The sequence below is a fragment of the Streptomyces agglomeratus genome (assembly GCF_001746415.1).
In the GTDB taxonomy this organism is placed as follows: domain Bacteria; phylum Actinomycetota; class Actinomycetes; order Streptomycetales; family Streptomycetaceae; genus Streptomyces; species Streptomyces agglomeratus.
In genome coordinates this window covers 5591674-5612159 of record NZ_MEHJ01000001.1, presented here as the reverse complement: position 1 = coordinate 5612159, position 20486 = coordinate 5591674, and the positions used below count along the sequence as shown (strand labels likewise).

The following is a 20486-nucleotide window of genomic DNA, read 5'->3' as shown; positions in this document are numbered from 1 at the left end:
GCGCAGCACGTGCATGCGTCACCCGACCGGAGGATGATCGGAAGGGTGGTGCTCATCTGGCAGACTCTCTCCCCATGGGTGACGCGACCGTGAAGACTTTGGAAGGCCGGACGGCCACCGACCCCTCACCCGTCGTGGACGAGGAGCAACAGGAGCAGCCTTCCGCACGGTCCGCTGCTCTGAGGAGGCTGCGCTCCCCGCGCCACCCGCGCATCTGGTTCGAGATCCTGCTGATCGCGGTCAGTTACTGGACGTACTCCCTCATCCGCAACGCGGTGCCGGAGCAGAAGGCCGCGGCCCTGCGCAACGCGGACTGGATCTGGCGGGCCGAGCAGAGCCTGGGCGTCGCCTTCGAGGAGACGGTCAACCGTGCCGTGAACTCGGTGACATGGCTGATCGTGTCGATGAACTACTACTACGCGACGCTGCACTTCGTCGTCACGATCGGTGTGCTGGTCTGGCTGTTCCGCTGCCATCCCGGCCGCTACGCCGCGACCCGCCTCGTCCTCTTCGCGACTACGGGAATCGCCCTGCTCGGCTACTACCTGTATCCTCTGGCGCCGCCGCGCCTGATGAACGGGCACGGCTTCATCGACACGGTCCTGGTGCACCAGACCTGGGGCTCGATGGCGTCCGGCAACTTCAAGAACATGTCGAACCAGTACGCCGCGATGCCCTCCATGCACATCGGCTGGTCCCTGTGGTGCGGCGTGACGATCTTCGCCCTGGCCTCCGTGCCCTGGGTGAAGGTCCTCGGCCTGCTCTACCCGACGGCGACCCTGGTGGTCATCGTCGCCACAGCCAACCACTTCTGGCTGGACGCGGTGGGCGGCCTGGTCTGCCTCGCCTTCGGCTACACCCTCAGCCGCACCTGGTACGGCTCGCTGCCGCACCGCCTCCCGAAGCTGGTCGCCGAGGACGCGTCCCGGCCCCGGACGGGCCGCCGCCGGGTGTGGCCGGCCAGGATGTAGTCCGGGGCCCATAGGACCACCGCACTCCGGACGGGCTTGATGCGCACCCGCGCCCCCGTCCGGTAGCGCGTATCGCGGCGCCTACCCGCCGTAGAACAGCTCCTCGGCCACCGCCCGCGCCCGACGCGTCGTGCGCCGGTAGTCGTCGAGCATGTCTCCGACATGGCCCGCCTCGTACCCCAGGTACCGCGCGACCGCACCCAGCTCGCGCCCGTCCGAGGGAAACGTGTCGCCCGGCCTCCCCCGTACCAGCATCACCGCGTTGCGCACCCGCGTCGCCAGTACCCACGCCTCGTCGAGGACCGCCGCGTCGTCCGCCGTCACCAGGTCCGCGGCGACCGCCGCCGCCAGCGCCTCACGGGTGCGGGTGGTGCGCAGGCCGGGAACCTGGGAGCCGTGCCGCATCTGCACCAGTTGCACGGTCCACTCGACGTCGCTCAGCCCGCCCCGCCCCAGCTTCGCGTGCAGGGTCGGGTCCGCGCCGCGCGGCATCCGCTCCGACTCCATGCGCGCCTTGAGCCGCCGGATCTCGCGCACCGCGTCGTCACCGAGCCCCGCCTTCGGGTATCGCAGCGGATCGACGAGCTCGACGAACCGCCGCCCGAGGTCCACGTCCCCGGCCATCGGCTCCGCGCGGAGCAGGGCCTGGCTCTCCCACACCAGCGACCACCGCCGGTAGTACGCCGCGTAGGAGGGGAGCGTACGCACCATCGGCCCGCTCTTGCCCTCCGGCCGCAGGTCCGCGTCGATCAGCAAAGGCGGGTCCGAGGTGGGCAGTTGGAGCAGCCGCCGCATCTCCGCCACCACCGTGTTCGCCGCCCGAGCGGCCTCCTGCTCGTCCGCCCCCTCGCGCGGCTCGTGCACGAACAGGACGTCGGCGTCGGACCCGTAACTCAGCTCGTGGCCGCCGAAGCGCCCCATCCCGATCACCGCGAACCGCGTCGGCAGCGTGTCCCCCCAGCGCTCGCGCACGGCGGCCCGCAGCGCCCCGGCCAGCGTGGCGGCGGTCAGGTCGGTCAGCGCGTTGCCGACCCGGTCCACGAGGGCGCCGGGGTCCTCCTCGGCCGGGCTCTCCTCGGTTCCGTACGATCCGATGATGTCGCCCGCGGCGGTACGGAACAGCTCCCGCCGCCGCACCCCGCGTGCCGCCGCCACCGCCGCCTCCGCACCGTCCGCGCGCCCGACCGCGGCCAGCACCTCCTGCTCCAGATGCGCCCGCCCGCGCGGCTTCAGCCCCTCGGGGTCGCCGAGCAGCGCCACCGCCTCCGGCGCCCGCAGGAGCAGGTCGGGAGCGAGCCGCCCGGCCGACAGGACCCGCGCCAGGTTCTCCGCCGCCGCCCCCTCGTCCCGCAGCAGCCGCAGGTACCAGGGCGTCTTGCCCAGCGCGTCGGACACCTTCCGGAAGCCGAGCAGCCCGGCGTCCGGGTCGGCGGAGTCCGCGAACCAGCCCAGCAGCACGGGCAGCAGCGTCCGCTGGATGGCCGCCTTGCGCGTCACGCCGGACGCGAGCGCCTCCAGGTGGCGCAGCGCGGCGGCCGGATCGGCGTAACCCAGCGCTTCGAGCCGCTGCCCCGCCGCCTTCGGGCTGAGCCGGATCTCACCGGGCGCGAGCTGGGCCACCGCGTCGAGCAGCGGCCGGTAGAAGATCTTCTCGTGCAGCCGCCGCACCACCCCGCGTGCCGCCGCCAGGCGCGGTTCAGCTCGACGACGGGATCGGTGCGCAGCCCGAGCGAGCGGCCGAGCCGCCGCAGATCGGCCTCGTCCTGCGGCACCAGGTGCGTGCGGCGCAGCCGGTACAGCTGGATGCGGTGCTCCATGGCGCGCAGGAAGCGGTACGCCTCGTCGAGCTGCACGGCGTCCGCCCGCCCCACGTACCCGCCCGCCGAGAGCGCCTTCAGCGCGCCCAGCGTCGAGCCCTGGTGCAGCGTCGCGTCGCTGCGCCCGTGCACCAGTTGCAGGAGCTGTACGGCGAACTCGACGTCCCGCAGCCCGCCGGGCCCGAGCTTCAGTTCGCGGTCGATCTGCGCCGCCGGGATGTTGTCGACGACGCGGCGGCGCATCTTCTGTACGTCGGGGACGAAGTTCTCGCGCTCGGCGGCCTGCCACACGAGGGGCGAGACGGCGGCGACGTACGCCTCGCCCAGCGCCAGGTCGCCCGCGACCGCCCGCGCCTTGAGCAGCGCCTGGAACTCCCACGTCTTGGCCCACCGCTGGTAGTACGCGAGGTGGCTGGAGAGCGTCCGTACCAGCGGCCCGTTGCGCCCCTCGGGCCGCAGATTCGCGTCGACCGGCCAGATCGTGCCCTCGATGTTCGTCTCCGAGCAGATCCGCATGAGGTGGGAGGCGAGCCGGGTGGCGGCGCGCAGCGCCTTGTCCTCGTCGGCCCCCTGCCCGCCCTGCGCCCCCTGCTTCTGCGGCCCGTCCGCCGCCTCGGCCACGAAGATCACGTCCACGTCGGAGACGTAGTTCAGCTCGTGGCCGCCGCACTTGCCCATCGCGACCACCGCGAGCCGGCACATGGCGGCGTCCTCCGGAGCGGCCGCGCGGGCGATTCCGAGTGCGGCGCGCAGGGTCGCCGTGGCCAGGTCGGCCAGTTCGGCCGCCGCCTGCGCGACGTCGGTCGTACCGCACACGTCGCGGGCCGCGATCGACAGCAGGCAGCGACGGTAGGCGACCCGCAGCGACACCGCGTCGTCGGCGCCGGCGAGGCACCGCTCGAATTCGGCGACGCCGGGGTGGAGATCCGCCGCCTCGTAGGTGACGAGCGCGTGCCAGTCGCGCGGATGCCGCGCCAGGTGGTCGCCGAGCGCCTCCGACGCGCCGAGCACCCCGAGCAGCCGGTCACGCATGGGCTTGGCGGTGACGAGGGTGTCGAGGAAGACGCGCCGCTCGGCGACGTCCTGCGCCTCCACGAGCCGTACGAGGCCGAGGAGCGCCAGGTCGGGGTCGGCGGTCGCGCCGAGCGCGTCGAGGAGCACCGGGTCGCCCCGTACGGCCCCCAGCTCGGGGGCGTCGAGCAGCCGTTCGGCGGCGGACGGGTCCGTGAAACCGTGCCGCAGCAGCCGTGTGAAGGTACTGCTCCTGCGTCCCGGCGCCGACATTCTGCCTCCTGCTCCGGCCGTCCCACGGTCCGTACAACCGTCCGGCAAGGTCCGGCTCACGAGCCTATCCGCAGGAGCAGCGGCACGGCCTCCGGCCCGGGCCGGGACCAGGGCGGACTGTGCGAAGAACCGAGACGGACTGTGCGAAGAACTGTGACCGAGAAGGCCAGTGAGATCCGCAACATCACGGGTTTCCGGGGCCGGTGAACCGGATCCCACGTGAAACCCTCTTCACTTCTGCTCCACAGTCACGCGCGATGATCAGCGCCGTCCTGGGCGCACCCCATCCCGTAGCCACATCTCGCACACCGAAAGCACCATTCCTATGCCGCCCAGGGCCCGTAATACCTTCCGCCTGCCGCGCCGCGCTCTGCCCAGCGTCGTCCTCGCGACGTTGCTGCTGACCGTGACGGGCATCCAGCTCGCCCGTCCCGCCGTCCCACTGGCGGCCACCGGCCCCAAGGCGGCCGGGACCGTGGCGGCCGGCCCGGCGGACAGGGCGGGGAAGGACGCGACGGCGGGCCGGGCCGAGCCGGTGCGCGCCGCCGGGGAGTCGGTGTTGCAGATCGTCTCCCACCCGGACGACGACCTGTTCTTCATGAACCCCGACCTCAGCCAGTCCATACGCACCGGCCACCGCCTGACCTCGGTCTACCTGACGGCGGGCGAGGCGGACGGCGTCAACTCCTTCCGCGGCGGCGCGAACGAGGGCGTCCCGCTGCCCGCCCCCGACAAGGCGCGCTACGCGGAGGCCCGGCAGAACGGCATACGCGCCGCGTACGCCGAAATGGCCACCGGCGACCGCACCAGCCCCTGGCAGCGCTCCGCGATCCGCACGGACGGCGGCGGCTGGGCCGAGCTCGACACGCTGAAGGCACGCCCCGAGGTCAGCCTGGTCTGGGTCCAGCTGCACGAGGCGGGCGCCAGCGCCGCGAACCGGCCGCACAGCCTGCACGGCCTGTGGGACGGCCGGGTGGCGGCCCTGGAGTCGGAGCTGTCGTCGGACACCCCGGTCACGGAGAACTTCTCGTACTCCAAGGACCAGGTCGTCCGGACCATCACCGGGCTGCTGGAGCGCTTCCAGCCGACCTTCGTGCGCATGCTCGACCCGACGAACGGCCGCGAGGCCACGCCGCGCATGCTGCCCGACCACCAGGACCACATGTACGGCGCCAGGTTCGCCCAGCTGGCGCTCACCGAGTACGGCAGGTCCGGCGGCCACCCGCACTTCACCGTCCAGAACTACCTGGGCTACCTCAACGGCAGCCTGCCGCACGTACTGGACCCCGACGCCGTGCGGGAGAAGCTGCACACGCTGAAGACGTACGCCTGGACGGACTACCCCGACAACTACTGCGACGCGGAGGCCGGCTGCGGCGACCGCAAGGTGGCGGGGCGCCCGACGGGCCCCGGCTGGGTGTACGGCATCCGCCACTCGCGCAACACCAGCACCTCGTGGCTCCAGAGCGGCGCCCGCGAGGGCGAACTGTGGGCGTTCTCCGTACTGGACACGCGCCTCGCCGTCTGGCACCGCGAGCCCGGCACGAAGGCCGGCTCCCGGCCTGCGTGGACCGGCCCGACGCTGCTCGGCGGGACCGGCCTGGACAGCGGGATCACCTCCGAGAAGCTGCCCGACGGCCGAATAGCCCTCTTCGGCACCCGCACGTCCTTCGACGGTCCGGCCGGCTACCGCCGCGACGTCGTCACCGCCGTGCAGAGCGCCGTGGGCGGGCCCTTCGGCCCCTGGCAGTCCCTCGGCCTGCCGCCGGCCGCCCACGCGGCCGGCTCCCTGGACATCAGCGCCCCGGCCGTGACCGTGGACCGCGAGGGGCGCGCGACGCTCTACCTCCGCGACGGCGGCCACGCGCTCAGCTCCCGGACGCAGCTGGCCAACGGAAGCTGGACTCCCTGGCGGTCGCTGGGCGGCTCGCAGGTCTTCGGCGACCCGTCGGCGGCCGTCGACAGCACGGGCCGCGGTTACGTCTTCGCACAGACCCTCACCTCGACCGTCGTCTGGACCCAGGACGCACCCGGCTCCCCCATGCGCGGCCCCCTGCCCACAGCCCTGCCCGCGACGCCGCTGCCGCCGACCGTCCGCCCCGACGGGGACGGCGTACGCCTGTACTTCCGCAAGCCCGGCTCCGGCGCCGTCCTCGCCACCCGCTTCTCCGTCGGCGCATCCCCCGGCGCGGTGACCGCGGCGGCGCCCACGGACGCGGTCACCGACCTGGGCGGCCGGGCCGGCTTCGGTCCGGTAAGCGCCTCGGGCGGCCTGCTGGCCGCGCGCGACGGCGCGGGCCGGCTCGGCACGGCCGAGCTTCCTCCGGGGGCGGCGGGCGCACCCCGCTGGAACCGCGGCGGCTTCCTCTTCGGCGGCGCGCCTGCCGCCACCACGGACACGGCCGGCAACCCCTGGGTCGCCGGTGTGGCACTGGACGGCCGCCTGTACTGGACGGGCAGGGGTGCGTCGGCCTGGCAGCCGGTGGGCCCGGCGCCGGTCACGACCGGGCCGGCGACGGACGTCCGCTGACGTCCCGATGAGTCCGGCTCCCGCTCGCGGTCTGCCCTCGGAAGACGTAGTGAAGACGTACCGAGGCAGAACAGACCGCGAGCGAGAGGCACGCACCATGGAGCACGAAGCCCCGCGCGACACACCGCCCGACACCCCGGGGGAAGCCCCGCGCGACACACCCGAGCCGCGTACCGACCTGGACGGCCGCTACAGCGAGGAAACCGCGACGGCGACGCCCTGGTCCGACGCGGTGGCGTGGCTGGAACGGGCCGAGCTGTTCTGGCTGACGACCGTACGCCCGGACGGCCGCCCGCACGTCACCCCGCTGCTGGCCGTCTGGCAGGACAACGCGCTGCACTTCTGTACGGGCCCGGCGGAACGCAAGGCGAAGAACCTCGCCACCAATCCGCACGTCGTCCTCACCACCGGCCAGAACACCTTGCGCGAGGGCTTCGACCTGGTGGTCGAGGGCAAGGCGGTGTGGGAGAGGGACGAGGCCCGGCTGCGGCGCCTGGCGGCGGCGTACGAGGCGAAGTACGGCCCGGACTGGCACTTCGACGTCCGGGACGGGGCCTTCCAGCACGACGGCGACCGCGCGGTGGTGTTCCGCGTCGCGCCCACCGCCGCTTTCGGCTTCGGCAAGGGCGTCTACAGCCAGACCCGCTGGCTCTTCTGACCGGCGGAATCCCTCAGGCCGCGCTGCCTTCGAGCACGCGCTTCAGTGTCTCCTCGTTCGCCGGCATCTCCTTGCGCACCTGCGGCCGCACGACGAGCGCAACGAGCAGCTTCCCGATCCCGTGCGCCTCGAAGTCGACGGACAGGGTCAGCCGCGACCGCTCGCCGTCGCCGAGCGGCTCGATCCTGCCGGTCACCTCTCCTCGTACGGGCCCGTCCACACCGTGCATGTGCCAGCTCCGCGGCGCTTCCAGCGCGTCGATCCGCATGGTCGTCGACATCTCCCGACGGCCCATCCGGCGGGTGACCACCACGCGCGATCCCACGGTCAGAGGCCCTTCGTCCACCTGGCGCACGGCCACCGCGCTCTCCTGCCATTCGGGGAGGTGCGAAGGGTCGGTCACGTAGGAGAAGACGTCCTCGGGCCGCCGCGCGATGTCGATGCTTTCCGTGATCGCGGACATTTCTCCCCCTTTCTGGCGCTTCTGGGGTACCTGGTGCCCTCACCCGAATGGTCCCACCCGGCGCAGTGCCCCGCCAGGTCCGGGCCGCACCACGGCCCCACCGCACCGGCTTTGCCGCCGGAGCGCCGACCGAGCTCCGGGCCGGCACCGTGGCGGTGCCGGCCCGGAGGGTCGCTCGATCAGAAAGTACGCGCTGACCTGCGGTTACAACACCGGCAGGTTCTTGCGGAGCTCGAAGGCGGTGACCTCGGAGCGGTACTCCTCCCACTCCTGCTTCTTGTTGCGGAGGAAGAAGTCGAAGACGTGCTCGCCGAGGGTTTCGGCGACCAGTTCGCTGCGTTCCATCAGGGCGATCGCCTCGCCGAGGTTCTGCGGGAGCGGCTCGATGCCCATCGCGCGGCGCTCGGCGTCGGACAGGGCCCAGACGTCGTCGTCGGCGCCCGGCGGGAGCTCGTAGCCCTCCTCGATGCCCTTGAGGCCGGCGGCGAGCAGGACGGCGTAGGTGAGGTAGGGGTTCGCGCCCGAGTCGATCGAGCGGACCTCGACCCGCGCCGAGCCCGTCTTGCCCGGCTTGTACATCGGGACGCGGATCAGCGCGGAGCGATTGTTGTGGCCCCAGCAGATGTACGACGGGGCCTCGCCGCCGGAACCGGCCGTGCGGGTCGAGCCGCCCCAGATGCGCTTGTACGAGTTGACCCACTGGTTGGTGACGGCGGAGATCTCCGCCGCGTGCTTGAGGAGGCCGGCGATGAAGGAGCGGCCGACCTTGGAGAGCTGGTACTCCGAACCCGACTCGTAGAAGGCGTTGCGGTCGCCCTCGAAGAGGGAGAGGTGGGTGTGCATGCCGGAACCCGGGAACTCGGAGAACGGTTTCGGCATGAACGTCGCCTGGACGCCCTGTTCCAGCGCGACCTGCTTCATGACCAGGCGGAACGTCATGATGTTGTCGGCCGTCGACAGCGCGTCGGCGTAACGGAGGTCGATCTCCTGCTGGCCGGGCGCGCCCTCGTGGTGGCTGAACTCGACCGAGATGCCCATCGACTCCAGCATGGTGATCGCCTGGCGGCGGAAGTCCATGCCGACGTTCTGCGGCGTGTGGTCGAAATAGCCGGAGTTGTCGGCCGGGGTGGGCCGGGTTCCGTCCAGCGGCTTGTTCTTCAGCAGGAAGAACTCGATCTCGGGGTGGGTGTAGAAGGTGAAGCCCAGGTCCGACGTCTTGGCCAGGATGCGCTTCAGTACGTACCGGGGATCCGCGAACGACGGCGAGCCGTCCGGCATCAGGATGTCGCAGAACATCCTGGCCGTGCCGGGGGCCTCGGCCCGCCACGGAAGGATCTGGAAGGTGCTGGGGTCCGGCTTGGCGATCATGTCCGACTCATAGACGCGGGCGAAGCCCTCGATCGCGGAGCCGTCGAAGCCGATGCCCTCGTCGAACGCCTGCTCAAGCTCGGCCGGGGCCACCGCGACCGACTTCAGGAAGCCGAGTACGTCGGTGAACCACAGGCGCACGAACCGGATGTCGCGCTCCTCCAGCGTACGGAGCACAAATTCCTGCTGCTTATCCATCTGGTTTCCTACCCATCCTTGCTGGTCAAGCCGCCTGCTCCCACGCCTCGGGCGCACGTCGGGGCACTTGAGCATCCCACCACACGGTTTCCAACACATTGCGGCCCCCGGGGCCGACATCCGGGGCCGTACGGGTGAACGCCCGTGTCCCGTCTCCCCGCCGCCTCCTCCATAGTGCCCACGGCACGCCGGAGCGGCCCCGGGCTCGGGCGTCGGCGGAGGAAAATCTGCCACGGCGGCAGCAGACATGCCACACTCGTAGTGTCCGCCCCGAGCGCTACAGAAGATGGTGCAAGTGACCGCGCAGTCCCATCGGACCACCAAGGCCGACCGCTTCGACGACGACGACTTCCCCGCCTACACCATGGGCCGGGCCGCCGAGATGATCGGCACCACCCCCGCGTTCCTGCGGGCCATCGGCGAGGCGCGGCTCATCACCCCGCTGCGCTCGGAGGGCGGCCACCGCCGTTACTCCCGTTACCAGCTGCGCGTGGCCGCCCGGGCCCGCGAACTGGTCGACCAGGGCACCCCGATCGACGCCGCCTGCCGGATCGTCATCCTCGAAGACCAGCTGGAAGACGCCCTGCGTATGAACGAGCAACTCCGCGAGCAAAATATCTGACGCGGCAGCTGTAGAAATTAAAGCGGCGTGCGTGGAGGGTTTATGGCGCCACGGCGGATGTGACGAAAGCCCCCTGGCGCGTCGGCCGCACCGTGCTACTGTTGATCTCAGTTGCAGTTGTGGTTCCCAAAACTTCAAGTGCTCCCGCGGCTCATCCGCTGCGGGCGCACTTTCGTATTTCCGGTGCTTTGTTCCGGACGGGGCAATCATCGCGGCAACGCGACTCGAAGTCCGCACAGGGCGGCCTTCGGCACTGCTCCAAAGGAGAATTGACATGGCTTCTGGCACCGTGAAGTGGTTCAACGCCGAAAAGGGTTTCGGCTTCATCGAGCAGGAGGGTGGCGGCGCTGACGTCTTCGCCCACTACTCCAACATCGCCACCCAGGGCTTCCGTGAGCTTCAGGAAGGCCAGAAGGTGACCTTCGACGTCACGCAGGGCCAGAAGGGCCCGCAGGCCGAGAACATCGTTCCCGCCTGACGCTGACGCGTACTACACGGACGGGGCCCGCACCTGAGGGTGCGGGCCCCGTCTCGTTGCTTTGAATCGTTGCCCCGACTCGGTCGCCCCTCCAGCGCGTCCGACTCATGAGCGGTCGGCCACGATTCTCGTCGCCCCGCCGCCTCCGCGCTTTCTTCGCGCGGAATGCAGCCACTTCGAAGCTCCCGGCCAAAAGGCTTCCAAACCTTTTCGACCGGCTTCATTTCGGCTTTTTAATTATCGGCTCGTTCTTGCGATTCCTTGCAGCAGTAACCCACGCGGTAACCGCTGCCCGGAATTCCTCGATACGTGCCCATCGAGGAGGGTTCAGATGAACCGCGCAGCACGCTCCAACGACCGTGACCGATTTTCCCGTACCCGCGCCGGCGGCAACTTCGCCGGCCGCACCAGCGACCGCGGCGAGCGCTTCCGCCCCGCGGCGCCCAACCGCTCCTCCGGCTCGTCGGGCCGGTCCCCCCAGCGCCGTTCCTCGGCGCCGCAGGGTGAGTTCGCCCTTCCGGTCGGCACCTCGCCGGCACTGCCGGCGGTCGAGGCATTCGACGAGCTGGACATGCCCGCGGCCCTGCTGACGGCGCTCACCGCCCAGGGCGTGACCGTGCCGTTCCCCATCCAGGCCGCCACCCTGCCGAACACGCTGACCGGACGCGACGTCCTGGGCCGCGGCCGTACCGGCTCCGGCAAGACGCTCGCCTTCGGGCTGGCGCTGCTGGCCAGGACGGCCGGCAAGCGCGCCGAGCCGCGTCAGCCGCTGGCTCTGGTGCTCGTACCGACCCGTGAGCTCGCCCAGCAGGTCACCGACGCCCTGACCCCCTACGCCCGCGCCGTGCGACTGCGTGTCGCCACGGTCGTCGGCGGCATGTCGATCGGCCGCCAGGCCGGCGCCCTGCGCACCGGGGCCGAGGTCGTCGTGGCGACCCCGGGCCGGCTCAAGGACCTCATCGACCGCCGGGACTGCCGCCTGGACCAGGTGAAGATCACGGTGCTGGACGAGGCCGACCAGATGACCGACATGGGCTTCATGCCGCAGGTCACCGAGCTGCTCCAGCAGGTCGCGCCCGAGGGCCAGACGATGCTGTTCTCGGCCACCCTCGACCGCAATGTCGACAAGCTGGTCCGCAACTACCTGACCGACCCGGTGGTCCACTCGGTCGACGCCGCACAGGGCGCGGTGACGACGATGGAGCACCACCTGCTGCACGTCCACCCGGCCGACAAGCAGGCCACGGCCACCGAGATCGCCGCCCGCGACGGCAAGGTGATCATGTTCCTGGACACCAAGCACGCCGTGGACCGGCTGACCCGGGACCTGCTGGCCAGCGGCGTACGGGCGGCCGCGTTGCACGGCGGGAAGTCGCAGCCGCAGCGCACGCGCACCCTCGACCAGTTCAAGAGCGGGCATGTGACCGTACTGGTGGCGACCAACGTCGCGGCCCGCGGCATCCACGTCGACAACCTCGACCTGGTCGTCAACGTCGACCCGCCGACCGACCACAAGGACTACCTGCACCGCGGCGGCCGTACCGCCCGCGCGGGCGAGTCCGGCAGCGTCGTCACGCTGGTGCAGCCCAACCAGCGCCGTGAGATGTCCCGCCTGATGCAGGCCGCCGGCATCACCCCGCAGACCGCCCAGGTCCGCTCCGGTGACGCCGAGCTGAGCCGGATCACCGGCGCGCAGGCCCCGTCCGGCGTTCCCGTCGTCATCTCGTCGCCGGTCCGGGAGCGCCCGGCCCGCAGCGCGTCCTCGCAGCGTGGCCGCCGCAGCGCTCCGGCGCAGGCGCGCCGCCGCTCGTACGGCGGCACCGGCGCCGGCAGCAGCGCGGGCAGCAGCCGCGGCGGCGCCGCGTAAGCACAGCGGCACGGTCCGACATCCGGTGCGGGCAGGCAGTGACTTCGGTCAGTGCCTGCCCGCACTGGCGTACCGGGCCCAGGCGGGCAGTACGAACCAGCACAGGACGAACCACAGCACGAGGCCGCCGACCAGCCACATCGCGGTGGTGTCGCGTACCGCGACGCGCAGGATCAGCAGCAGGGCCGACGCCATCGTGCACAGCATCAGCACCAGGCCGACGACGGTCAGCCGCGACGCCCACCGGACGGTCTGCGGCTTGATCCGGCGGCCGGTGACCAGCCGGTGGAAGGACACGGGTCCGACGAGCGCGCCCACCGTGGCGGCGCCGAGCACCACCGTGACGACGTAGAAGTCCTTGTCGGTCGCCGACAGGTCGGTGAAACGCGGCTGGAAGACGACGGTCAGCAGGAAGCCGAAGAGGATCTGTACGCCGGTCTGCGCGACCCGAAGTTCCTGGAGCAGCTCGGCCCAGAGCCGGTCCGCCCGCTCTTCCTCGGTCTCGTGGCGGCCCCGGCGGAGGTTGGTGTCCGGTTCCCGGACCCTTCCGCCCTCGCCCGTCCCGCCGCCGTCGGTCATGGCGAGGTCCCGGGCCCGCTCTCCAGACGCAGCTGGAGCTCCTTCTCCTGGTCGCCGGAAGCCGAGCCCTCCTCCTGGACCGCGAACGCCACCGCGAGCTGCTCGCGCACCTGGTCCACCGCGCGGTAGCCGCCCTGGAGCGTGACGGTGACGGGCGCCGTCAGCCGTGCGGGGGCGGCCTGTTCCCGTACGCCGAACACGTCGTAGGTGGCGCTCCACACCATCGGACGTCCGTTCACGCCGTTGTGCAGTTCCTCGTCGGCCTCACGGTCGGACTCGAAGGCGGTGCACAGGGCGCCGAAGACGGCGTTGGCGTCCTCCTTGGAGCTGCCGGTGAGTTCGACCAGGACCTGCGTTCCGGAGTGTTCCGTGCTGTTCACTGTGGGGCTTCTTTCTCTCGTCGTCGCCGATCCCCAGGCTCACCCGGCGGGATCGCCTGCGCGACCGGAGACAGCAGCGGGTACCCGCTCGCCCGGCCGTGATGCGTCGCCGCTCCGCTACGGGTTGTCGCTCCGTGACGGTCCGTGTGCCGTCGCACCCGCTGGGTACGCGGGTGAGGGGCCGCCCGGCCCACCGGGGATTGGGGAGAGAGCACATGACGGTGGCGAAGCAGAGCGTTCTCGTACTGGACTGCGCGGAGCCCGAGGTGCTGGCGGAGTTCTACGCCGGACTGCTGGGCGGGGAGGCCCGGACCGGGACCAACCCCGACTTCGTCGAGGTCGTGGGGCATCAGGGTGTCTTCATGGCGATCCGCAGGGACCACGGTTACGCGCCGCCCAGCTGGCCGCGCCCGGAGGACTCGCAGCAGGCGCATCTGCGGATCCTGGTCGAGCGAGGTGACATGGACGAGGCGGAGCGCGAGGCCGTGAGCCTCGGCGCGCGGCCCGTGGACACGAAGGACAACAGCGGGCCGCGCGACGAGCGCGTGTACTCCGATCCGGCCGGACACTCCTTCACGCTGGCGCACCGGTTCGCTCCGCGCTGACCCCGGGCCGCGGCCGGGCCGGGCCGGGTTCAGAGTTCGCGCAGGGCCGGCAGCAGCTCCTTCTCCGCCCAGTCGATGAACGGGCGCTGGTGCTCGCCGCCGACCTGGACCAGCGCGATCTCGGTGAAGCCCGCGTCGGCGTAGGGCCGTACCGCCTCGACGAACGCCCCGACGTCCGAGCCGCAGGGAATGGACTCGGCGACGTCCTCGGGCCGTACGAACCGGGTGGCGCCGGCGAACGCGGCCGGTCCGGGCAGCTCCGCGTTGACCTTCCAGCCGCCGCCGAACCAGCGGAACTGCTCGTGCGCCCGCTCGACCGCCGCGTCCCGGTCGGTGTCGAAGCAGACCGGCAGCTGCCCGATCCGGGGCTTTCCGCCGCCGCCGTGGCGGTCGAAGGCGTCGAGGAGTTCCCCCTTGGGCTCGGTGGCGATGACGAGGTCGCCCAGACGGCCGGCGAGTTCGCAGGACCGCTCGCCGGACACGGCGATGCCGATCGGCGGAAGCGGGTCGGGCAGGTCCCACAGGCGCGCGTTCTCGACGTCGTAGTGCGTGCCGTGGTGGCTGACGTCGCCGCCGGCGAACAGCGCGCGGATGATCTCCACGGCTTCCTCCAGCATCTCCAGGCGGACGTGGGCCGCGGGCCAGCCCCCGCCGACGACGTGCTCGTTGAGGTTCTCGCCGGAACCGAGCCCCAGCCGGAACCGGCCCTCCGCCAGCAACTGCACGGTCGCGGCCTTCTGGGCGACGACGGCGGGGTGGTAGCGGACCGTGGGGCAGGTCACGTACGTCATCAGGGGAATGCGGGAGGTGGCCTGGGCCGCCGCTCCGAGCACGCTCCACGCGTACGGGGCGTGTCCCTGCTCGGCCAGCCACGGGAAGTAGTGGTCCGACGTGACGGAGAAGTCGAAACCGGCGCGCTCCGCGGCGACCACATGGTCGACCAGTTCACGGGGCCCGGCCTGCTCGGTCATCATCGTGTATCCGATTTGCACCATGAACGTCGGGTTGCCGGTCGCCCCGGCGCAAAACATCCCCGCCTGCGAGGACAACGGGTTGCGGCCCGTGTGACGTACGGAGCGCCGTCGCACACTACGATTTCCGCCCATGGGGGGACGGCGGCAATCCCGCACCGGGCGCAACAGGCGCACCACACGTCCCACGGCGCTGCTGAGCGCCGTGGCGACGCTGCTCGCCGCGCTCTTCGTCTGCCTGGGTACGGGCCCCGAGCCCCGGGATCACCACGGGACCGGCGCCCCGGCCGCGGTCGCCGCGGAAGCCGTACCGGCGGCCGTACCGCCCGGCGCGTTCGCCGGCGCACCGGCCGCCCCGCACGTCCCGGCGCCGGACGCCGCTTCCGCGCGGGACGGGTCGGCGTACATCTGCCCGTACGACTCCCGCCACTGCGGCGTCTCCCCGCACCTGTCCCCCGCCGTACTCAGCGCGCCGCCGCCGGCCACTCCGGTGGCCGCGGAGCCGCAGCACCTCCCCCCGCCGGCCGCCGCCGATCCGGTACGCGGCCCCGGGGTGCTCCCGCGGGCGCCCGGACGCCATGTCCTTCAGGTGATGCGGACGTAGCCGGGCCGCCCGCACCCGGACCCGCATCAGACCCCCCTCCCAGCAGGCGAAGGACTTACACCATGGCTTCGAACAAGACCGCCAACGCGTCGCGCAAGGCCCGAATAGAGGAGATGCGCCGCGCCGAGCAGGCCCGCGAGCGCAGGAACCGGTTCCTCGTGATCGGCATCAGTACGGCCGTCGTGGCCGGCCTGGTCGGATTCGGCTCCTACGTCTTCCTCAAGGAGTCGGAGAAGAAGGAACAGAAGGTGGCCCAGGCCAAGGCCCCCGTGACGGACGAGAAGTCCTGGGACGCCAAGAAGCTGGGACGCAACCACGTCAACAAGGACGTCTCGTACCCGATGACACCGCCGGTGGGCGGCGACCACTCCCAGGTCTGGATGAACTGCGAGGGCGACGTCTACAAGAAGGAGATCCCCAAGGTCAACGCCGTGCACTCGCTGGAGCACGGCGCGGTGTGGGTGACGTACAACGACAAGGCGTCCGACGCGGACGTCAAGAAGCTCGCCGAGAAGGTTGGCAAGACCCCGTACTCGCTGATGAGCCCGCTCAAGGACCAGTCCGGTGCGCTCATGCTCAGCGCCTGGGGCAAGCAGGTGACCGTGGACAGTGCCGCGGACCCGCGGGTCGACCAGTTCTTCACGAAGTACGTGCAGGGCCCGCAGACGCCGGAGCCCGGTGCGGCGTGCACCGGCGGACTGGCTCAGTGATGACGCGTACGTACTGGGCCGCCGTCACGGCCGTCGTGCTCGCGCTGCTTTTCGCGGCGGGGGCCGTCACGGTCGCCGCCGGGAACGGGAACGAGGACGGCGGCCGTGGCGGTTCCCCGGCGTCCCGTACGCCCGCCGAGGACTCGGCGGACGCGGGCTTCGCGCGGGACATGTCGGTGCATCACCAGCAGGCGGTGGAGATGTCGTTCATCGTGCGTGACCGCACGAAGAACGAAGAGGTGCGCAGGCTGGCGTACGACATCGCCAACACGCAGGCGAACCAGCGGGGCATGATGCTCGGCTGGCTCGACCTGTGGGGGCTGCCGAAGGTCTCCGCCGGCGAGCCGATGGCCTGGATGACGAAGCCCGGATCGGACGGCGGCCACGGCGGGCACGGGTCGCACGGGACCCACGAGGTGCGTGACGGGTCGCTGATGCCCGGCATGGCGACCAGGACCGACCTGGCGAAGCTGCGGGCGGCGGACGGCAGGCAGGCGGAGATCCTCTACCTCCGGCTGATGACGGCCCACCACAAGGGCGGCGTCACGATGGCCCAGGGGTGCGCCGACCGGTGCGAGGTCGCCGTGGAGCGGTCCCTGGCGCAGGGCATGGTCGATGCCCAGGAGTCGGAGATCGCGCTGATGGCGGACCTGCTCAAGGCGCGGGGCGCGGCCCCTCGTCCGTGACCGGGCCGGGCCGTCCGGCGGAACCGGCCCCGGCGGCCGGTCCCGCCGCCCGGACCGCCCGGACCACCGCGTCCGGGCGGTCCAGCATCACCAAGTGGCCGCAGGGCTCGGCGACTTCGAAGCGGGCGCCGAGGGTGGCCGCGAGGTCCCGCTGACGTTCGAGCCAGCGCAGCGAACCGCGTCCGCCCCTGCCGTCGGACGCCGCGAGGACCGTGACAGGGATGTCTTCGGGCAGCGGGTGGCGGTCGCGCAGGGCGAGGAGTCCGGCCGCGACCGCGCGGTAGTGGGTGTTCTCCCGCAGCGCGCCGCGCAGGACGCGGGAGGTGCGGTAGCAGCGGCGTACGAGCGGCTCGGGCGCCGGGTCGCCGCTGCCGGGGCCCCGGCCGGCCGGGTGCGCCCGCCCCGCGCGCACCACCGCGCCGCGCGCGAGCGGCCCGAGCGCGGCGGGGAGCCCGGCGGCGCAGAGCGCGGCGGCGAGTGCCCGTGTCGCGGCGGTCCGCAGGCCGGGGGCGGCGGGCACGCGCGCGTGTTCCTCGACGCTGGAGTCGACCAGCACGACCGAGGCCGTACGCGCCGGATACAGGCGGGCGAACGCCTCGGCGTGGAACCCGGCCACGGAGTGCCCGACGACGGTGACGGGGCCCCGGCCGCCCGCGCCGTCCGGGCCCAGCGCGTCGAGGATCGCGGCGATACGGTGCGCCTCGCCTTCGGCGCTGGGGGGCGTGGCGGCGGGGGCCGGGGCGCTCAGGCCGTGGCCGGGGCGGTCGAAACGGACGACCGTGCGGAAGGGCGCGAGCAGCTCCACGACGGGATCCCAGTCGAACCAGCTCATGCCGAGGCCGGCGCTCAGCACGCACACCGGGCCGCAGCCCTCCACGACCACGTGGTGCGGGGTGCCGCTGATGTTGAGGAAACTCCCGGTCGAGGTCATTCGTACAGCTTCTCGCGTGCCACTGACCACGCCAGCAGGCCGAGCCAGAGCGCCGCGAGGAGCACTTGGAGCCGCTGCCCGGCGCCCAGGAGCCAGGTGCCGTTCCCGGACTCGAACGCGGCGATGGAGGAGAGGGTCCACGCGGTGGCGGCGAGTTCGGCCGCGGCGAGGGCCGGTCCGGTACGGGCGAGGAGCGAGTGACGGCCGTGGCGGCGGGCCGCGACGGTGAGCGCCACGACGGCGACGACCGCCGCGGTCGACGCGATGCTGCTGCTCCACGCGTGCGCCGCGTGGGTGGCCGGGACGAACCCGGCCGCCTCGCGGGCCGCGCACGCCGCGTCCACGGTCGGCGCGCAGCTCAGCGGCAGCCGGGAGTCGGCGGCGGTCGCGGCGCCGAAGAGGGCGAGCGCCGCCCAGCCCGTGCGGTCCCATAGCCCGCGCGGACGGTACCTGACGAGGGCGCCGAGCGCGCCCGCCAGTACCAGCAGGCCCGCGATCAGGTCGGTGGTCCGGAAGAGGCCGCCGAACGGCCTTCCCGCAGCGGCGAGTTCGCTGACGTACGTACGCAGGGGGTCGAGGCCGGTCGCGAGGACGGCTTCCAACACCCACGCGGAGTACACGACGGCGCCAGCCGCCAGAAGGACGGCGACCGGCCGGGTACCGCGGAGAGACGCAATCGGCATAGTGGGGTGAACGCTACTTCGGGACCACGGACCGCGGCACGGCGGTGGCGGGGATGAGAGGGGACACACAGAGCGCGGCCGCCACGGGCGGCGACGCCGACGGGCCGACGCGGAGCCGGTGACCGACGGCAGCGGCCGCCGGAAGGTCCTCAGCGGCAAGCTGCTCCGCCGGCCGACGCGGCCGATCCACCGACTCACCGATCCACCAGCACATCGCGTCAGACAGACGATTAGACTGAGTCCGTGCCTCAACTACGCCTCGCTCTGAATCAGATCGACTCGACCGTCGGCGACCTGGCGGGCAACGCCGCATCGATCGTCCGCTGGACCCGGCACGCCGCCGAGCAGGGCGCCCACCTCGTGGCCTTCCCCGAAATGGCGCTCACCGGGTACCCCGTCGAGGACCTCGCGCTGCGGTCGTCCTTCGTCGAGGCGTCGCGGGAGGCCGTGCGCGCGCTCGCGGTGCGCCTCGCCGAGGAGGGCTTCGGGGAGATCCCGGTCGTCGTCGGTTATCTCGACCGCTGCGAGAAGGCCCAGCCGCGCTACGGCCAGCCGGCCGGGTCCCCGCAGGACGCCGCCGCCGTGCTGTACGGCGGCAAGGTGGCGCTCTCCTTCGCCAAGCACCACCTCCCGAACTACGGCGTCTTCGACGAGTTCCGGTACTTCGTGCCGGGCGACTCGATGCCCGTCATCCGCGTGCACGGCGTCGACGTCGCCCTCGCCATCTGCGAGGACCTCTGGCAGGACGGGGGCCGCGTGCCGGCCACCCGGTCCGCCGGGGCGGGACTGCTGGTCTCCATCAACGCCTCGCCGTACGAGGTCCACAAGGACGACAGCCGTCTCGAACTCGTGCGCAAGCGCGCCCAGGAGGCGGGCTGCACGACGGCGTACGTCGCGATGATCGGCGGCCAGGACGAACTGGTCTACGACGGCGATTCGATCGTCTGCGACAAAGACGGCGAAGTCGTCGCGCGCGCACCCCAGTTCTCGGAGGGCAGCATGCTGCTCGACCTGGACCTGCCGGCGGCGCTGCCGGTCGGACAAGCGCCGACCGGAGTCGTGGACGACGGACTGCACATCGACCGCGTGATCCTCTCCGAGGAGCCCGTGCCCTCGTACGAGCCCGAGCTGACGGGCGGTTACGCGGAGCGCCTGGAGGACGAGGAGGAGGTGTACTCGGCGCTGGTCGTGGGCCTGCGCGCGTACGCCGCCAAGAACGGTTTCGGCAAGGTCCTGGTCGGGCTCTCCGGGGGCATCGACTCGGCGCTCGTGGCGGCGATCGCGTGCGACGCGCTGGGTGCGCAGAACGTGTACGGCGTGTCCATGCCGTCGAAGTACTCCTCGGACCACTCCAAGGACGACGCGGCGGAGCTGGCGCGGCGTACCGGGCTGAACTACCGGACCGTCGCGATCGAGCCGATGTTCGACGCCTACATGGACGCGCTCGGGCTCACCGGGCTCGCCGAGGAGAACCTCCAGTCGCGGCTGCGCGGCACGACGCTGATGGCCATCTCCAACCAGGAGGGACAGATCGTGCTGGCGCCGGGCAACAAGTCCGAGCTGGCGGTGGGGTACTCGACGCTCTACGGCGACTCCGTGGGCGCGTACGGGCCGGTCAAGGACGTCTACAAGACGTGGATCTTCGCGCTGGCGAGGTGGCGGAACAGGGCGGCCGCCGAGCGGGGCCAGACGCCGCCGATCCCGGAGAACTCCATCTCCAAGCCACCGAGCGCGGAGCTTCGGCCGGGTCAGGTGGACACGGACTCGCTGCCCGACTACGAGGTCCTCGACCGGATCCTGGAGTTGTACGTCGACAAGGACCAGGGCCTGGAGGCGATCGTGGCCGCCGGCTTCGACCGGGCACTGGTCACGAAGACGCTGCGGATGGTGGACACGGCGGAGTACAAGCGCCGTCAGTACCCGCCGGGCACGAAGATCTCGGCGAAGGGCTTCGGCAAGGACCGCCGGCTGCCGATCACCAATCGGTGGCGCGAGTCGGGGTGACGGAGGGGACGGCCGACGGGGCTCCCCCGCCGGCCCTCCCCCGAGGCCGGGGTCATACCTCCGGTCCCGGGGAGACA

19 protein-coding genes and 1 pseudogene are annotated in these 20486 nt (G+C 71.9%); 11 read left to right on the top strand and 9 right to left on the bottom strand.

Translation table 11 applies throughout. The annotated features are described in order from the left end of the window. Window positions 1-74: 74 nt before the first annotated feature. Window positions 75-971: a phosphatase PAP2 family protein gene (locus AS594_RS24475; RefSeq protein ID WP_069929026.1), complete on the top strand. Its 897-nt coding sequence runs from the start codon at window positions 75-77 to the stop codon at window positions 969-971. An 81-nt stretch (window positions 972-1052) separates the two neighbouring features. Here AS594_RS24475 and AS594_RS46275 read toward each other — a convergent pair whose 3' ends face one another. Together AS594_RS46275 and AS594_RS46270 are read right to left on the bottom strand one after the other, a co-directional pair. Beyond that, window positions 1053-2660, bottom strand: a complete 1608-nt coding sequence (locus AS594_RS46275) for a bifunctional [glutamine synthetase] adenylyltransferase/[glutamine synthetase]-adenylyl-L-tyrosine phosphorylase (RefSeq protein ID WP_240509283.1) — start codon at window positions 2658-2660, stop codon at window positions 1053-1055. Window positions 2661-2704: 44 nt separating this feature from the next. Then, window positions 2705-3820 (bottom strand): annotated as a pseudogene (locus AS594_RS46270) ([protein-PII] uridylyltransferase family protein); the annotation flags it as partial. 577 nt (window positions 3821-4397) lie between these two features. On the opposite strand from AS594_RS46270, the gene AS594_RS24465 reads away from it, so the two are divergent. Together AS594_RS24465 and AS594_RS24460 are read left to right on the top strand one after the other, a co-directional pair. Further along, window positions 4398-6602 carry a PIG-L family deacetylase gene (locus AS594_RS24465; RefSeq protein ID WP_069929024.1) on the top strand — a complete coding sequence of 735 codons (2205 nt, stop codon included), beginning with the start codon at window positions 4398-4400 and terminating at the stop codon, window positions 6600-6602. A 97-nt stretch (window positions 6603-6699) separates the two neighbouring features. Next, window positions 6700-7260 carry a pyridoxamine 5'-phosphate oxidase family protein gene (locus tag AS594_RS24460; protein ID WP_079144419.1) on the top strand — a complete coding sequence of 187 codons (561 nt, stop codon included), beginning with the start codon at window positions 6700-6702 and terminating at the stop codon, window positions 7258-7260. 13 nt (window positions 7261-7273) lie between these two features. Here AS594_RS24460 and AS594_RS24455 read toward each other — a convergent pair whose 3' ends face one another. Next, on the bottom strand, window positions 7274-7723 hold the full coding sequence (locus tag AS594_RS24455; protein WP_069929023.1) for an SRPBCC family protein: 450 nt from the start codon (window positions 7721-7723) through the stop codon (window positions 7274-7276). Between the two features lie 204 nt (window positions 7724-7927). Beyond that, window positions 7928-9289: a glutamine synthetase family protein gene (locus tag AS594_RS24450; RefSeq protein WP_069929022.1), complete on the bottom strand. Its 1362-nt coding sequence runs from the start codon at window positions 9287-9289 to the stop codon at window positions 7928-7930. Window positions 9290-9584: 295 nt separating this feature from the next. Here AS594_RS24450 and AS594_RS24445 point away from each other — a divergent pair, with 295 nt between their 5' ends. From AS594_RS24445 to AS594_RS24435, 3 genes are all read left to right on the top strand, one after another. Next, window positions 9585-9911: a MerR family transcriptional regulator gene (locus AS594_RS24445; protein ID WP_420877831.1), complete on the top strand. Its 327-nt coding sequence runs from the start codon at window positions 9585-9587 to the stop codon at window positions 9909-9911. Window positions 9912-10185: 274 nt separating this feature from the next. Beyond that, a complete protein-coding gene (locus tag AS594_RS24440) occupies window positions 10186-10389 on the top strand; it encodes a cold-shock protein (protein ID WP_028811307.1) in 204 nt (67 codons plus the stop codon). A 331-nt stretch (window positions 10390-10720) separates the two neighbouring features. Continuing rightward, window positions 10721-12256, top strand: coding sequence for a DEAD/DEAH box helicase (locus AS594_RS24435; RefSeq protein WP_069929020.1), 1536 nt, complete (start codon window positions 10721-10723; stop codon window positions 12254-12256). A 48-nt stretch (window positions 12257-12304) separates the two neighbouring features. Here the strand turns inward: AS594_RS24435 and AS594_RS24430 are convergent, their stop codons facing one another. Both AS594_RS24430 and AS594_RS24425 read right to left on the bottom strand, forming a co-directional pair. Beyond that, window positions 12305-12835: a DUF6328 family protein gene (locus AS594_RS24430; protein ID WP_069929019.1), complete on the bottom strand. Its 531-nt coding sequence runs from the start codon at window positions 12833-12835 to the stop codon at window positions 12305-12307. Beyond that, window positions 12832-13215: a hypothetical protein gene (locus AS594_RS24425; protein ID WP_069929018.1), complete on the bottom strand. Its 384-nt coding sequence runs from the start codon at window positions 13213-13215 to the stop codon at window positions 12832-12834. The genes AS594_RS24430 and AS594_RS24425 overlap by 4 nt, the downstream gene beginning before the upstream one ends. Window positions 13216-13430: 215 nt before the next feature. Here AS594_RS24425 and AS594_RS24420 point away from each other — a divergent pair, with 215 nt between their 5' ends. Next, a complete protein-coding gene (locus AS594_RS24420) occupies window positions 13431-13820 on the top strand; it encodes a VOC family protein (RefSeq protein WP_069929017.1) in 390 nt (129 codons plus the stop codon). Between the two features lie 29 nt (window positions 13821-13849). Here AS594_RS24420 and AS594_RS24415 read toward each other — a convergent pair whose 3' ends face one another. Beyond that, window positions 13850-14815, bottom strand: a complete 966-nt coding sequence (locus tag AS594_RS24415) for an LLM class F420-dependent oxidoreductase (RefSeq protein WP_069935367.1) — start codon at window positions 14813-14815, stop codon at window positions 13850-13852. A gap of 109 nt (window positions 14816-14924) precedes the next feature. Here AS594_RS24415 and AS594_RS24410 point away from each other — a divergent pair, with 109 nt between their 5' ends. From AS594_RS24410 to AS594_RS24400, 3 genes are all read left to right on the top strand, one after another. Then, window positions 14925-15395, top strand: a complete 471-nt coding sequence (locus AS594_RS24410; protein ID WP_069929015.1) for a hypothetical protein — start codon at window positions 14925-14927, stop codon at window positions 15393-15395. A 62-nt stretch (window positions 15396-15457) separates the two neighbouring features. Next, window positions 15458-16105: a DUF3105 domain-containing protein gene (locus AS594_RS24405; RefSeq protein WP_069929014.1), complete on the top strand. Its 648-nt coding sequence runs from the start codon at window positions 15458-15460 to the stop codon at window positions 16103-16105. After that, window positions 16105-16791: a DUF305 domain-containing protein gene (locus AS594_RS24400; RefSeq protein WP_069929013.1), complete on the top strand. Its 687-nt coding sequence runs from the start codon at window positions 16105-16107 to the stop codon at window positions 16789-16791. The genes AS594_RS24405 and AS594_RS24400 overlap by 1 nt, the downstream gene beginning before the upstream one ends. On the opposite strand, the gene AS594_RS24395 is transcribed toward AS594_RS24400, so the two are convergent. Both AS594_RS24395 and AS594_RS24390 read right to left on the bottom strand, forming a co-directional pair. Next, a complete protein-coding gene (locus AS594_RS24395) occupies window positions 16760-17722 on the bottom strand; it encodes an alpha/beta fold hydrolase (protein WP_079144420.1) in 963 nt (320 codons plus the stop codon). The genes AS594_RS24400 and AS594_RS24395 overlap by 32 nt on opposite strands. Further along, entirely contained in the window at window positions 17719-18405 is a 687-nt protein-coding gene (locus AS594_RS24390) for a DUF998 domain-containing protein (protein ID WP_069929012.1), read from the bottom strand. Before AS594_RS24390 ends, AS594_RS24395 begins: the two co-directional genes overlap by 4 nt. Window positions 18406-18648: 243 nt before the next feature. Here AS594_RS24390 and AS594_RS24380 point away from each other — a divergent pair, with 243 nt between their 5' ends. Beyond that, a complete protein-coding gene (locus AS594_RS24380; protein WP_069929010.1) occupies window positions 18649-20409 on the top strand; it encodes an NAD+ synthase in 1761 nt (586 codons plus the stop codon). Window positions 20410-20486 lie beyond the last annotated feature (77 nt).

Coding starts and splice junctions, on each gene's coding strand:
- AS594_RS24395 (WP_079144420.1), bottom strand. CDS start 17,722: ATGACCTCGACCGGGAGTTTCCTCAACATCAGCGGCACCCCGCACCAC.
- AS594_RS24460 (WP_079144419.1), top strand. CDS start 6,700: ATGGAGCACGAAGCCCCGCGCGACACACCGCCCGACACCCCGGGGGAA.
- AS594_RS24410 (WP_069929015.1), top strand. CDS start 14,925: ATGGGGGGACGGCGGCAATCCCGCACCGGGCGCAACAGGCGCACCACA.
- AS594_RS24440 (WP_028811307.1), top strand. CDS start 10,186: ATGGCTTCTGGCACCGTGAAGTGGTTCAACGCCGAAAAGGGTTTCGGC.
- AS594_RS24405 (WP_069929014.1), top strand. CDS start 15,458: ATGGCTTCGAACAAGACCGCCAACGCGTCGCGCAAGGCCCGAATAGAG.
- AS594_RS24465 (WP_069929024.1), top strand. CDS start 4,398: ATGCCGCCCAGGGCCCGTAATACCTTCCGCCTGCCGCGCCGCGCTCTG.
- AS594_RS24415 (WP_069935367.1), bottom strand. CDS start 14,815: ATGGTGCAAATCGGATACACGATGATGACCGAGCAGGCCGGGCCCCGT.
- AS594_RS24455 (WP_069929023.1), bottom strand. CDS start 7,723: ATGTCCGCGATCACGGAAAGCATCGACATCGCGCGGCGGCCCGAGGAC.
- AS594_RS24430 (WP_069929019.1), bottom strand. CDS start 12,835: ATGACCGACGGCGGCGGGACGGGCGAGGGCGGAAGGGTCCGGGAACCG.
- AS594_RS24475 (WP_069929026.1), top strand. CDS start 75: ATGGGTGACGCGACCGTGAAGACTTTGGAAGGCCGGACGGCCACCGAC.
- AS594_RS24400 (WP_069929013.1), top strand. CDS start 16,105: ATGACGCGTACGTACTGGGCCGCCGTCACGGCCGTCGTGCTCGCGCTG.
- AS594_RS24435 (WP_069929020.1), top strand. CDS start 10,721: ATGAACCGCGCAGCACGCTCCAACGACCGTGACCGATTTTCCCGTACC.
- AS594_RS24420 (WP_069929017.1), top strand. CDS start 13,431: ATGACGGTGGCGAAGCAGAGCGTTCTCGTACTGGACTGCGCGGAGCCC.
- AS594_RS24450 (WP_069929022.1), bottom strand. CDS start 9,289: ATGGATAAGCAGCAGGAATTTGTGCTCCGTACGCTGGAGGAGCGCGAC.
- AS594_RS24390 (WP_069929012.1), bottom strand. CDS start 18,405: ATGCCGATTGCGTCTCTCCGCGGTACCCGGCCGGTCGCCGTCCTTCTG.